The 13,491-nt window shown below is 45.9% G+C and carries 11 protein-coding genes and 4 tRNA genes; 4 read left to right on the plus strand and 11 right to left on the minus strand.

Annotated features, from left to right (window positions below):
* Positions 1-41 precede the first annotated feature (41 nt).
* The 9 genes from AAEU32_RS10095 to murB form a co-directional block, all read right to left on the minus strand.
* Entirely contained in the window at positions 42-365 is a 324-nt protein-coding gene (locus AAEU32_RS10095) for a low molecular weight protein tyrosine phosphatase family protein (RefSeq protein ID WP_421970404.1), read from the minus strand.
* Positions 366-1,252: 887 nt separating this feature from the next.
* Positions 1,253-2,437, minus strand: coding sequence for an elongation factor Tu (gene tuf, locus AAEU32_RS10100; RefSeq protein WP_421970405.1), 1,185 nt, complete (start codon positions 2,435-2,437; stop codon positions 1,253-1,255).
* A 132-nt stretch (positions 2,438-2,569) separates the two neighbouring features.
* Positions 2,570-2,645: transfer RNA gene (locus AAEU32_RS10105), tRNA-Thr, on the minus strand.
* A gap of 12 nt (positions 2,646-2,657) precedes the next feature.
* Positions 2,658-2,732: transfer RNA gene (locus AAEU32_RS10110), tRNA-Gly, on the minus strand.
* Positions 2,733-2,778: 46 nt separating this feature from the next.
* Positions 2,779-2,863, minus strand: a tRNA-Tyr gene (locus tag AAEU32_RS10115).
* A gap of 40 nt (positions 2,864-2,903) precedes the next feature.
* Positions 2,904-2,979, minus strand: a tRNA-Thr gene (locus tag AAEU32_RS10120).
* A gap of 125 nt (positions 2,980-3,104) precedes the next feature.
* Entirely contained in the window at positions 3,105-3,800 is a 696-nt protein-coding gene (locus tag AAEU32_RS10125) for a type III pantothenate kinase (protein WP_421970406.1), read from the minus strand.
* A complete protein-coding gene (birA, locus tag AAEU32_RS10130) occupies positions 3,797-4,783 on the minus strand; it encodes a bifunctional biotin--[acetyl-CoA-carboxylase] ligase/biotin operon repressor BirA (RefSeq protein ID WP_421970407.1) in 987 nt (328 codons plus the stop codon). The genes AAEU32_RS10125 and birA overlap by 4 nt, the downstream gene beginning before the upstream one ends.
* Entirely contained in the window at positions 4,770-5,834 is a 1,065-nt protein-coding gene (murB, locus tag AAEU32_RS10135) for a UDP-N-acetylmuramate dehydrogenase (RefSeq protein WP_421970408.1), read from the minus strand. Before murB ends, birA begins: the two co-directional genes overlap by 14 nt.
* A gap of 107 nt (positions 5,835-5,941) precedes the next feature.
* On the opposite strand from murB, the gene AAEU32_RS10140 reads away from it, so the two are divergent.
* Complete coding sequence (locus tag AAEU32_RS10140) at positions 5,942-7,780, plus strand: M1 family metallopeptidase (protein ID WP_421970409.1); 1,839 nt, start codon at positions 5,942-5,944, stop codon at positions 7,778-7,780.
* 50 nt (positions 7,781-7,830) lie between these two features.
* On the opposite strand, the gene AAEU32_RS10145 is transcribed toward AAEU32_RS10140, so the two are convergent.
* Positions 7,831-8,421, minus strand: coding sequence for a DUF2057 domain-containing protein (locus AAEU32_RS10145; RefSeq protein WP_421970410.1), 591 nt, complete (start codon positions 8,419-8,421; stop codon positions 7,831-7,833).
* 99 nt (positions 8,422-8,520) lie between these two features.
* Between AAEU32_RS10145 and AAEU32_RS10150 the strand changes: the two genes are divergently transcribed.
* The 3 genes from AAEU32_RS10150 to AAEU32_RS10160 all read left to right on the plus strand — a co-directional run bounded on the left by AAEU32_RS10150 (position 8,521) and on the right by AAEU32_RS10160 (position 12,042).
* Positions 8,521-8,886: a histidine triad nucleotide-binding protein gene (locus tag AAEU32_RS10150; RefSeq protein ID WP_421970411.1), complete on the plus strand. Its 366-nt coding sequence runs from the start codon at positions 8,521-8,523 to the stop codon at positions 8,884-8,886.
* 201 nt (positions 8,887-9,087) lie between these two features.
* Entirely contained in the window at positions 9,088-9,744 is a 657-nt protein-coding gene (locus AAEU32_RS10155; protein WP_421970412.1) for a helix-turn-helix transcriptional regulator, read from the plus strand.
* Between the two features lie 138 nt (positions 9,745-9,882).
* Positions 9,883-12,042, plus strand: coding sequence for an ATP-binding protein (locus tag AAEU32_RS10160; protein WP_421970413.1), 2,160 nt, complete (start codon positions 9,883-9,885; stop codon positions 12,040-12,042).
* Here AAEU32_RS10160 and AAEU32_RS10165 read toward each other — a convergent pair.
* Positions 12,039-13,451: a mannose-1-phosphate guanylyltransferase/mannose-6-phosphate isomerase gene (locus tag AAEU32_RS10165; RefSeq protein WP_421970414.1), complete on the minus strand. Its 1,413-nt coding sequence runs from the start codon at positions 13,449-13,451 to the stop codon at positions 12,039-12,041. The two genes, AAEU32_RS10160 and AAEU32_RS10165, sit on opposite strands and share 4 nt — an antisense overlap.
* Positions 13,452-13,491 lie beyond the last annotated feature (40 nt).

The following is a 13,491-nucleotide window of genomic DNA, read 5'->3' on the forward strand; positions in this document are numbered from 1 at the left end:
ATGACACAAGTATTTTGTATGATTGATGAATGACTTAAGTATTAACGAATGTTTGGTAACACCTTGTCCTTGAGAATACTTATTAGAGTCTCATCCATGTAGTCGTAGTTATCAGGGATCCCAAGCGTTATGACTTTCTTCTGATGTAATGCAGGGCCAAACTTACTAGCCAGTTTCTTCTGATGCACCTTTTCCATCACAAAGATGTAATCTGCCCATGCAATATCTTCAATGCTCACATGAACCTCTGCGTCATTGCTGATACCAGCTGAATACACTTCCCACCCTTCAACATCACTGAAAACAGCTTCAGCAGTCGGACTTCGTAATTTGTTTTTGCTACACAGAAAAAGGAGTTTGGTCATTGTTGCGTTATCTTGTTGAATCGGGTCTATATTAGCATGAGTGAATAATCTTGAGAGCTTGTCTTGTCGCCGACACAAACTGTCAGGTTGAGACCTAACCTACAGGTATCGAGTTTCCCATTTAAATTCGCGCTTTCGATCTCGGCTTTTGCTGCGTAGCGTGGCTAAGACAGCGAGGCACGACGCCGAGCGAGATTTGTCGGCACATGGAAATGCCGTTAAATCGTGTCGCAGCATAAGCGGAGCGTTTAACAAAAACCTGAGTTCGTAAGCATTGGCGAATTACGGGTTCGCGGAGTTTCCAAAGAGGGGCGACGAGTGACCGACGATTGATAATCATCACGAACAGGAATCAGGATTCAACGACAAATTAGTGATAGCCAATGCAAGGCTAAAGCCTCGCCCACAGCCACAAATTCCGACCCACCTCAAGAACACCGATGTATCAGGCCAATTCCCCGTGCATTTGCGCTGAGCATGTTGGTGCTGATAGCACAACGAGGCATGGATGCCGAGTTAAGCGAATCGAGACAGGATGTCGAGTTTCGCTGGGTGCGTTAGCAGCGCCAGCACGCGCAGGCAATAGCAAATGCTTCGGGGTACGGGGGGATTCCAAAGGGGGAATCGTGTTATTCTCCCTTTGGTTGCCGTCGCCAACGCGACAAGATCGCACTACAGAGAGCTGTGGATAGTTTTAACGGGAAAGGTGAGTATAGGCTTCTTGAGGGGCTGAAAGGACGATATAAGAAGATACAGGGATTGTCAGGCTGAAGCCTGACCTACAACCGACCTACAATTCACGGCCGTGAAGGTGGCCGACTTTGCTGCTGGCATAAAAAAAGGTCGCCTAAGCGACCTCTTTTTTAGCGTCTTAGCTATATCGTTGATTACTCAACGATAGAAGCTACAACACCAGCACCAACTGTACGGCCACCTTCACGGATTGCGAAACGTAGACCTTCGTCCATCGCGATTGGGCAGATTAGCTCTACTACCATCTTGATGTTGTCACCAGGCATTACCATTTCTACGCCGTCTGGTAATTGGATATCACCAGTTACGTCAGTTGTACGGAAGTAGAACTGTGGACGGTAACCTTTGAAGAATGGAGTGTGACGACCACCTTCATCTTTTGATAGTACGTATACTTCTGCTTCGAACTTCGTGTGAGGAGTGATTGAACCAGGCTTCGCTAGTACTTGACCACGCTCAACTTCGTCACGCTTAGTACCACGTAGAAGGGCACCGATGTTCTCACCCGCACGACCTTCGTCTAGAAGCTTACGGAACATCTCAACACCTGTACAAGTTGTCTTCGTTGTATCTTTGATACCTACGATTTCAACTTCGTCGTTCACGTTGATGATACCAGCTTCAACACGACCAGTTACAACAGTACCACGACCTTGGATTGAGAATACGTCTTCAATAGGCATGATGAATGGCTTATCGATGTCACGCTCTGGCTCTGGGATGTATGTGTCTAGCGCGTCTGCTAGCTCAACAATCTTGTCTTCCCACTCTTTCTCGCCTTCTAGCGCTTTAAGAGCTGAACCTTGGATTAGTGGTAGGTCATCACCTGGGAAGTCGTACTCAGAAAGAAGTTCACGAACTTCCATCTCTACTAGCTCTAGTAGCTCTTCGTCGTCAACCATGTCACATTTGTTCATGAATACGATGATGTAAGGTACACCAACCTGACGAGAAAGAAGGATGTGCTCACGAGTCTGTGGCATAGGACCGTCAGTCGCAGCAACTACTAGGATAGCGCCGTCCATTTGAGCAGCACCAGTGATCATGTTTTTAACGTAGTCAGCGTGTCCAGGACAGTCAACGTGCGCGTAGTGGCGAGTTGGAGTGTCATACTCAACGTGTGAAGTTGAGATTGTGATACCACGCTCACGCTCTTCTGGAGCGTTATCGATTGATGCGAAGTCTTTCGCTGTACCACCGTATACTTTTGCAAGTACGTTAGTGATTGCTGCAGTTAGAGTTGTTTTACCGTGGTCAACGTGGCCGATTGTACCAACGTTTACGTGCGGTTTTACGCGTTCAAACTTTTCTTTTGCCATGACGGAACCTATCAGTTTTTGTGTATCTAGATTACATATCAAACGATCGACAAAAATTGACGATCAATTCAATTCTTCATTATTGAATATTTTTTAGACAAATCAAAGGAAGTATTTTATGAGAATCAGGACTGGTGCTGATAGGCAGATTTGAACTGCCGACCTCACCCTTACCAAGGGTGCGCTCTACCGACTGAGCTATATCAGCACACCAGAAAACTGGAGCGGGCAGCGGGAATCGAACCCGCATCATCAGCTTGGAAGGCTGAGGTAATAGCCATTATACGATGCCCGCTTTATAGGAACCTGTTCTTAACTACCTCTAACCGTCAAGAATAAAGTGGTGGAGGGAGCTGGATTCGAACCAGCGAAGGCAATGCCGTCAGATTTACAGTCTGATCCCTTTGGCCGCTCGGGAACCCCTCCACGCAAAATTCTTTCTAAAGCTTTCCAAGGGTAAGGAAAATGGTGCCGACTATCCGAGTCGAACGGATGACCTACTGATTACAAGTCAGTTGCTCTACCAACTGAGCTAAGTCGGCACTGCTTTAGTACGGGGCGAGATTCTAAGGCATGGTATTGAGTGATGCAACAATAAAATCAAAAAAAGTTCAGGTTTCATGCGCAAACGTTCAATATTCGCGCAAAACCATAGTTTTTTGGCGCTTTAGCGGCCTTCTCGCCAGCGCAGCAACCCCTCTAGCACCAAATGGGGTCGGTATGTGCTGTGGGGCAAATGCATATGCAATGATAGCCCATCACCACCGGTGATCAATAACATAGGTGCTTGTTCTTTGCAGGTGTGCTGCACTACATATTCAATGGCTCCTAGCGCAGCAATAAAGGCGCCATTTTTTACTGCTTCAGGTGTTGATTCACCAGGCAATGGTTGAGCATGAAGCCCTTCTACGCTAAATACGTTTTGGGCACGATTAACAATACTTTGCTCACTGAGCTTTAAGCCACTGAGAATATAGCCGCCAAGATGTTGGTGTTTATCATTAATGACATCAATGGTCAGTGCCGTACCGGCATCTACAACTACCGTATACCCGCTTGGGTTTTCACCATAACCTGCGATAACAGCCAACCAGCGATCAATGCCCAAGGTTTTATAGTTATCGTAAGCACAATGCAGTTGCTGCCACAGCGCGCTGGTTGACGCGCGATGCACTGTTTTACCATTGGCAGCGGCAATTGCCAGCAATTGCGTTAGCGCACTTGAGTCGGCAACTGCCGATACTAAAACTTCTTCCACGTGCGCCCAGGGTACTTCTTGTAAGCTCACAGCACCGAGCGTGTCATCGTCGTGCGCCAACATCATTTTTACTGCGGTGTTACCCGCGTCAACCAGCAATTTCATGACTTTACTCGCAAACTAATTTCGCCACCAAAATAACGCTTACTTTGACCATCGATGCGCAACACAATCGCTCCTTGCTCATCAATTCCCTCACAAATTCCGCGCCACTTACTGGTTCCAGAGCTCAATTCAACACATTCTCCAGCAAAGGCATGCACCGCATTCCATTGTTTATACACTGCTTGCAGTCCATGCTGCTGGTATTGCCCAAGGCGCTTTTGCAAGAAACAGGTAAGCACTGCCACCAACTGATTCTTGTTTACATCTTGAGCGAGCTCATTTAGGTCGCACCATGGCTGATCAATATGCTCAGCAGCGGCTTCGGGCATGGCCACATTTAAGCCTATACCAATGACCAAATGACAGGGGCCTTCTGCCGTGCCATCAAGCTCAACGAGGACTCCGGCTAGTTTTCTGCCATTAATCAAAACATCGTTAGGCCATTTCAACTGTACATCTAAGTCATACAGCGCTTTGAGCGCGTCATACACAGCTAAACCAACCGCAATAGACAACCCCATTGTGGCATGAATACCATCATCTAACCGCCAGTAATAGCTGTAATAAAGATTGGCCGCAAAAGGAGACTGCCAAGTGCGTCCGCGCCTACCTTTACCCTGCTTTTGCATTTCTGCCACCAATACAGAGTTATTACTTATATTGCCACTTTGCAGGCGGCGCATGAGCTCGGTGTTGGTAGAATCAATAATTGGCTGCACTTCAAACGTACAGCCACTACCATCAAGTTGTGCGTAAGTGCTCTCAATATCCTGCTGATTAAGCAAACTCAGGGGCTGACTCAAGCAATAGCCTTTGCCGTTAACCTTATAAATGTCCAATCCCATCTCTTGCAAAGTGATTATGTGTTTACTAACCGCGGCTCTGCTTATTCCTAGCTGCTCACCTATCACTTGGCCAGAAATAAATCCGCCTTGGCTTAGGGCATGCAATATAGCTAGTTTATTCCCATCAGGCGCCTTCATGAGCTGCTCCCACGTGATACTCTCCGTTTGCACCCATCAGTCGCACTTCATGTTCTAGCGCTACACCAAACTTGGTCAACACACAGCGCTGCACATGTTCAATCATTGCTAGAAGCTGTGTAGGAGTCCCTTTGCCTCTATTTACCAATACCAGTGCTTGCTTGTCGTGTACGGCAATATCGCCTATCGCGTGGCCTTTAAGTCCGGCCTGCTCAATTAACCATCCAGCAGCGACTTTTTTATGGCGCTGATCAACGTCATAACAAGGGATATTTGGGTGCAATGTTTGCAAGCGCTTAACAGTATTAACGGACAAAATGGGGTTTTTAAAAAAACTACCGCAGTTAGCGAGCTCTTTGGGGTCTGGTAATTTAGATTGGCGCACCGCAACCACCGCCTCAAACACCTGTTGTGGCGTTGGCTCATGCAATTGCTGCAACGGCCCATAGCTAAGATTTGGTTGCCAGCTTTTGCTCACGCGCAACCCAACGCGCGTAATGATAAATTGTCCTTTCAAACGATGCTTAAACACCGAGTCGCGATAACCAAACTCACATTGTGAAGCGCTGAGCTTTTGCGTTTTACCAGTGGCAATATTGTAGCCTTCAACATAGTCAACAAACTGGGCTAATTCCACACCATAAGCACCAATATTCTGAACAGGTGCAGCCCCCACATTACCAGGGATCAGCGCTAAGTTTTCAAGACCGGGCATATTCAACGACAACGTGTGTTGTACCAACTCGTGCCAGTTTTCTCCCGCTTCACAGTGCAATAGCCAATCGTTGTTAAGCTCTTCGATACGCATGCCTTTATTGGCAATGACCAATACAACGCCGCGATACGAGTCTGTGAATATGGTATTGCTGCCTTCACCTAACACGCAAAATGGCTGACTAAAATCAACATCTTTAAGCTGCTGAGCGTCATGGATTATCGTCATTCGGTCGCAATGAGTATCCAAAGCGAAGGTATGATGGCTTTGTAGTGCAGGCAATGTAGTATTCTCAATAAGGTTTTCTTCAATTTCTGGTAGACAAGTGTAACTCATGCGCCGCTACTGACCTAGCCTCTAGCTGACGATATTCCTTTGAGTATCAGTTACCAACAAGATCTGTTATAAATGCTGGTCTTTTATTTTCCCGTTCTGAGGATGCTATGAAGTTAAAACCAGTTGCACTCGCACTTGCACTTTGCGGTATGAGCCTACACGCTGCGGCCGCCAACGATGAGCACACCTACGCCAACCTTGATGATGTCGTATCTACTCATCTTTACCTAGACCTTGATGTTGATTTCGCACACAAGCAGTTACACGGTTTTGTAGAGCATAGTCTTGATTGGCAAAATGCCAGTGCTCGCACACTTGTGCTAGATACACGCGACCTAGAAATTGACCGCGTTGTATACCAAGGTAAGAACGGCAAGTGGCATGAAGCAAAATTTGATTTAGCTCCTCGCGACGACGTTAAAGGCGCCAAACTGACGATTAAATTCAATCAACAAGCGCCTAAAGTCCGTATTTACTACAACAGCCTACCTCAAGCGTCTGGTCTACAGTGGTTAACCCCAGAACAAACCGCAAGCAAGACGCAGCCGTTCATGTACAGCCAGTCGCAAGCGATTCATGCGCGCAGCTGGATCCCTGTACAAGATACGCCTGCCATGCGTGTGACCTATCAAGCGCGTATTGAGACTCCTGATAATGTCCGCGCGGTAATGAGTGCTGATAACACGGGTGCATTTGTAAAAGATGGCGACTATTTCTTCGACATGCCACAAGCCATTCCTCCTTACCTTATCGCGATTGGCGCAGGTAACTTGGAATACAAGGAAATGTCGCATCAAACAGCTATTTTTGCAGAGCCTCAAATCCTCGATGCTTCAGTGGCGGAGTTTAACGACACCCAAGCGATGATCGACAAAACTAATGCGATGTACGGTGAATATGCATGGGGTCGTTATGACCTGCTAATGTTGCCTCCTAGCTTCCCATTTGGTGGCATGGAAAACCCTCGCTTGTCATTTATTACACCTACTGTAGTCGCCGGTGATAAGAGCTTGGTTAACCTGATTGCCCACGAACTCGCACACTCTTGGTCAGGCAACCTTGTCACCAATGCCACGTGGGAAGATTTGTGGTTAAACGAAGGTTTCACTTCATACGTTGAAAACCGCATCATGGAAGAAGTCTTTGGTCGCCAACGTGCAATCATGGAGCAATCTTTAGATGCAGCAGGTTTACGTGCACTGCTCAAAACATTACCAGCACCAGATACTCGCCTGAACCTTAAGCTTAATGGCCGCGATCCGGATGATGCATTCAGCTCAGTGCCTTATACAAAAGGTCAGCTGTTTTTGATTTATCTTGAACAGAAGTTTGGTCGTGATGTATTTGATGAATTCGTTAAAGGCTACTTCGACGAGTATTCATTTAAGTCTCTCACTACAGCTCAATTCGTGACGTACTTAAAAGCGAACTTGATCGACAAGCACCCAGGTGTTGTAAGCATGGACAAAGTCAATGAGTGGATTTTTGCACCAGGCTTGCCTGCCGATGCGCCAAACCCAACCTCTGACGCGTTCGAAAAAGTCGATGCGATTACTGCAAACTGGCTCAATAGCGAGATCAGTGCAGCTGATTTACCGACCGCAAATTGGACAGTGCATGAGTGGTTGCACTTTATCAACAATCTACCGCGTGATTTGAACACCGACAAAATGGTGGAACTAGATACCCAGTTCAACCTCACCGCTTCAACCAATAAAGAAGTGGCATTCGCTTGGTTTATGCTAGCGGTCGGTAACGGCTATGAAGCGATTTACCCAGCGCTTGATAAGCACTTAACTGAAATTGGTCGTCGTAAGCTCATTGTGCCACTTTACAAAGCGCTTATCACAAATGGCAAACGTGACTGGGCTTATGAGGTTTACCAAGGTGCACGCGCCGGTTATCACCCGCTAGCCCAAGGCACAGTTGACGCATTATTTAACTAATCGTCCTGTAATTAACTAAAAAAGGGTGCGCTGTGCACCCTTTTTGTTTTTTACTTTTGCACTTTAATCAAAAACGCCTCTCGCTCTTGTGGCGTTGCTTGTTGCCACCAAAACTCGAGCATGGCTGCTGCATTGACGCCCGAGCCCGTAGCTGAGGCCTCATTAGTAGCACCTAATTTAGCAGGTAAGGTCACAGGTGTAACCTTGGGTGCTGGCGTATATTCTGCCACCGGCTTGGCGCTGACTAACGCACTCGTTTGCGAAGCATTATCACCTTTTACTTTTACCTGCACTTGAGGTTGTTGCGCGTAGCGTTTTGCCTCTTCAATACTCTGAGCCCTGTTAAATACAATGTCATAGTCTCGGTTTGGAGCAACGTCTAACGTGACCCAAAATGGCTCTGATTCAACGACTGTGTGGTCATCAAATCCCTCGTCATACAAATCGCTGTATTTAAGTTGTAAGCGGTAACTTCCCGGCGCAAGGTCGAGTTCGTCGACGGTGTTAAAAAAAGAGTGTTCTACTTTCTTATCATTGACTTGCAAAGGGATAATTTCGGCTGGAAATGAAACTGTTTCTGCGTATACCGACGGCATACCCAGCGCAATCAGCGCCGCTATCGAAGTGACTTTTTTCCACATAAGTGTGCTTCCTTGTTAGTGAGCGTTGTGGTTCAGTTTGACACTTATACATTTCTTTGTCATTACTGGCATATATTCAGCAAATACAAGGAGCTCAGTGTGAGCACAGAGACTATTTTCACTAAAATTATCAATCGCGAAATTCCTGCTGACATCGTGTACGAAGATGATCAATCATTGGCATTCAAAGACATTAATCCTCAGGCACCTTTTCATGTGCTAATCATTCCCAAAACACCGATAGCAACAATTAATGACATCACAGAAGATAACGCTGCGCTGGTTGGCCACCTCTACGTTGTGGCGGCAAAGCTGGCCAAAGAGCATAGTTTTGCTGAGGACGGATATCGCGTGGTGATGAACTGTAATAATCATGGCGGGCAAACTGTGTACCATATTCACTTACATATGCTCGCTGGCAAAGCAATGGGATGGCCTCCGTATCAAGACACCCTCAAAGGCTAAGGCCTTAAGTCACAAGCAAAAATCCGAGTTTTATTGTTTCAAAAAGCGCATCAGCTCGGATTTATGTAACTTTATTTTTACAATTGCACTAAAAAACCGCAATAATAGTCTTTTATCACTATTTATTATATTTTTTCTAATACAAAAGAAGTGAACACCGTGTTAGGATGTTGCAAACAAACATCAATAACCGAGCTACACATGAATAAAAGCGTATTTTTATTGCTTGAGAAAGAACCAATTAACCAAATTGGTGTGAACGTATTAGAACCCTTGCTACGCACACAAGGACTTGAGGTTTATAAAGGCACTGATGTTGCTCAAGTTCCTGCGGGCACCGCTTACCTGTTCATCGAAACTCCCAATGAAAATGCGTGGAATCGCCTAAAAGAACACCTAACTAACTTGGAAGTTGAGTGTGATATTGTGCTGTTCAACCTTGATGAAAATCCAGAACTAGCAAACCGCGCGCTTTTAAGCGGTATTCGTGGCGTGTTCTACACCTCAGATAATGCCGATGTCATGGTTAAGGGCATTCGTTTATTGCAAGAGAACCAACTGTGGTACCGCCGTGATGTGATGTGTAACGTGCTAAACCGTATGTTGCATTTCAACAAAGACTCTCTGCACAAGTTAACTGAAGGCGATATTGAGCCTGTTAAGCTAACCAAACGCGAAAAAGCGATTGTTGCGTTAATGAGTAAAGGCGCGAAAAACAAAGAAATCGCAGATGACTTGAGCATCAGCCCGCATACGGTAAAAACGCACTTGTATAGCGCTTTTCGTAAAACAAAGTGTCGCAACCGAGTCGAACTACTGTCGTGGGCGCAAAACAATATTCCTAACGAACTGCGTTAACACTTTCCCTTCGTCATTTTATTAGCCGGTTATGCCGGCTTTTTTTATGGCCGTTTACGTTTGTCCTTTTAAACACTTAGTCATTACCTCAATTACGCGTATAGTATATTTAGGAACAGTTATTACCTACTTTTTTGAATGCTAGACGCAACAACACTTTTTTATACCAGCGCGACGGTTATTTTCGTTATGGCCGTCCTGAACTTCATCACGTGGCAAGCCAATCGCAACTTTGTCGGTATTGGGCTTTATGTTTTTTACCCTATCTTACTCTTTGCTGGTGTGTGTTTATTCGCGACTTTCCCAAACGATCAAACAATGTATGTGTCGGCACTTGCCTATTTATGCCTAATTGCGGCTTCTGTCGTGCATGTTTTAGCACTTAATCGCTTTTTGAATTATCAGGGTTTGATCCCCTCTATTTTTATCGCCATCAGTGTGTTGATATTTATTGGCATGAGTTACTTCATGTTCGCAGATAACAACTTAGCCATGCGAATTATGCTTATCGACATACATCGTATTGTTGAGGCATGCTGCCTAATCCCTATTATTATTTACTTTGCAAGAAGCAAATACCCCAGCGCCAGTTTGGTGTACCTCATTGCATTAAGTTTAACGCTTATTATGTATGGCTCTCGAGTCGTATTAATGAGTATTAGTGATCATGCTGACTTTATTCAAAGCGATTGGTTTAGCATCGCAGTATTGGTCAAAGGTGTGGTAACGCCGATGCTCTATGCCGCAGGTTTGGCGCTATTTTGCAATGAGCGCCGAGAGCTAAACCTAAATCAACTCACTGAAAAAACACAAAAAGATCTCGAAATTCGCGGCTTGTTTTTATCCACTGTCAGTCATGAGATACGTACACCACTCAATGGCATTCTCGGCAGCGCCCAGTTAATTATGAACCAATCAACCACGCCCAAGAACAGACCTTACTGTGAGGCCATAATCAACTCTGCGGAGTCGCTCACCTTACTCATCGATAAAGTGCTTGAGTTTGCTAGCCTAGATCAAAGCGATGAGGCCCTTTATGAGGAAGACGTTGAACTGCATCATTGGCTCAATAATCTATGTCTGTTGCTTAGCCCCCTAGCAGAGCAAAAAGGAGTTAAATTTGAGCTTAACTACCAGCTGGCTAAGCAGGCCTGTTACTACTGTGATCATCAAAAGCTCAGGCAAATTCTCATAAACCTCGTGGGCAACGCCATTAAGTTTACTGACAAAGGCACGGTTACCTTGCAAGTAGAGCAAATCAGAGAAGGGCAAGATGAACACACGATTCGCTTTAGTGTGATTGACTCTGGCCCTGGTATCGAGGCGGATGAGATTGAGTTTTTAACCGAACCTTATGTGCAAAGTAATGCCGGCAAGATCAAAGGGGGATCTGGCTTGGGGCTGGCGATTACAAGTCGCTTGTTAGATCATCTTGATAGTAAATTACATATCAGCAGCGAACTGGGGGTAGGCAGTACATTTAGCTTTGACGTGCGTTTTGCCATTGGTGAACTGAGTCTGGTAGAAAAACGCCCACAAGATGGCGCCTATCTAACTGGTTTAGACGTCTTACTTGTCGAAGATTTAGAGCTAAACCAAAAAATTGCCATCGAGTTTATGGCAGCGGATGATCACCGCGTAAAATTGGCTGTAGACGGTCAAAGTGCCATGGATTTACTGCAACAGTACCAGTTTGATGTGGTGCTATTGGATATGAACCTGCCTGACTTTAATGGCCAAGAGGTATTACGCCGCCTTAAGAACACCGAACACCGTAATCACCGCACGCCGTTTTTAGCCTTTACCGCCAGCCTCAGCCCAGATGAAGTAAAAGAGTACTTGGCGCTGGGTATTCAAGACATCGTGGCTAAGCCCATCAAGCAAGAAAAGCTACGCCAAGCACTCAGCGATTCGCAAACAACACAAACAGCAAATTTAAGTGTGGCGCTCAAAGATGTGCTCTATGACGATACAGCTATCAACATGATGTCACACTCGTTCGATGAGCAGGAGGTAACGTCTATTTACAATGAATTCGTGCTCTCTGCTCGTAATAAACTACTGCGTTGCCAGCAACTTATATCCAGTGACAAAGAGCAATGCATTAAGATATTGCACCGCCAAGCCAGCACAGCGATGCAACTGGGTTTTAATCGCTACGGCATGGCCTTGAAAAAAGTAGAGCGCCGCTTACTTGAGAATAAGCCAATCGATACCCAACTCAGTGATTGCTTAGACTTATGGCAGCAAAGCCTCGAGCAATACCTTAACCATATGCGCGCTATGCCTTTGCGCTAGCGCCCGTAGTCATCATCAAAGCGCTCAATGTCGTCCTCGCCAAGGTAAGCGCCGTTTTGCACTTCAATGATTACGGCAGGGGCTTTGCCCGTATTGCAAAGGCGATGCTTTTGCCCCGCTTCAATATAAATTGATTGTCCACTGCGCAGCGGATGTTGATGCTGTTCAACGGTGACTTCTACTTCACCCGATACCACAACCCAGTGCTCTGAGCGATGCTGATGGGCTTGCAAAGATAACCGCCCTTTAGCATTGAGGACAATGCGCTTCACTTTAAAGTTGTCACCCTCATTTAACACTTGGTAATGGCCCCAAGGCCGAAATGTTTTGTTATGGAATTCCCGTCGCTCGGGGTATTGCTTACCAACGTTATCTAATAAATCGGGTAATAAGTGCAAACTTTCCCGAGCCGCAATCAGTGTTGTATCGGCGCTATGCACCACCACGGTATTTTCTAGACCTAAGGTTGCAACGACGTGGTTGTCTTGGGCGTAAATAAAATTATTGGTACTGTGTTGTAACACTGCATCAGCCAATACCACGTTGCCATCTTCGTTGGCCTCATGATAGCGATAGAGTTGCTCATAGCTGCCCAAATCAAACCAATTTAACGACGCAGGCATAACCAGTAATGAGCTGTCATGTTCAAGTAGTGCATAATCCAGAGATTCGCCCTCAAGCGCGTTCCATGTATCGCTGACAATACGAATAAAATCGAGGTCGGGCTGAAATTGCGCGGCTTCACTAACTTGTATATACATGCTTGGTTGATAGTGCTTGAGGCGTTGCAAAAAGTGTTCTACCCCCGCCATTAACATTCCCGAGTTCCACAAATAGTTCCCGTGCGCCAAATACTCTTGGGCTCGCTGTGAATCCGGCTTTTCAGTAAACGCACACACCTTAATTAAGTTGCAATCATGGCTTTGAGGCGTGGTTTCACAATGAATGTAACCAAACCCTGTTTCTGCATGGGTTGGGGTAATGCCAAAAACAATGAGATGTGAGCATGCATGCTCGTGTAGCTGTGCGAGTTGCTCGCCCATAGGAGTGAAATTTTCTATCGCGTGATCCGCGGGTGCGAAAAAGAGGCTCGCACTCGGGTGGTGTTGCTGCGCCCACAGTCCAGCAAGCAATGCTGCAGGGGCGGTATTCTTAGCGCTTGGTTCTAAAATAATGGCACTCGCCGTTACTCCTATTTCTAACAGCTGCTGCGCCACCATAAAACGGTGTTGTTCATTACACACCACTACAGGAGGCAAACACCCATGCTCAACAAATCGCAGTGCAGCTTGTTGTAATAAAGAGTATCCATTGCCGAAGCGAATAAATTGTTTAGGTTTATCTTGGCGAGAAAGGGGCCATAAACGGGTGCCACTGCCACCAGCAAGAAGTACAGGTAAAATCAACACACGACTCTTTAGCTATATCAGTGCAGCAATTGTAGCACCG

Origin of the sequence: Pseudoalteromonas maris, assembly GCF_049257235.1 — a bacterium.
Classification (GTDB): domain Bacteria; phylum Pseudomonadota; class Gammaproteobacteria; order Enterobacterales; family Alteromonadaceae; genus Pseudoalteromonas.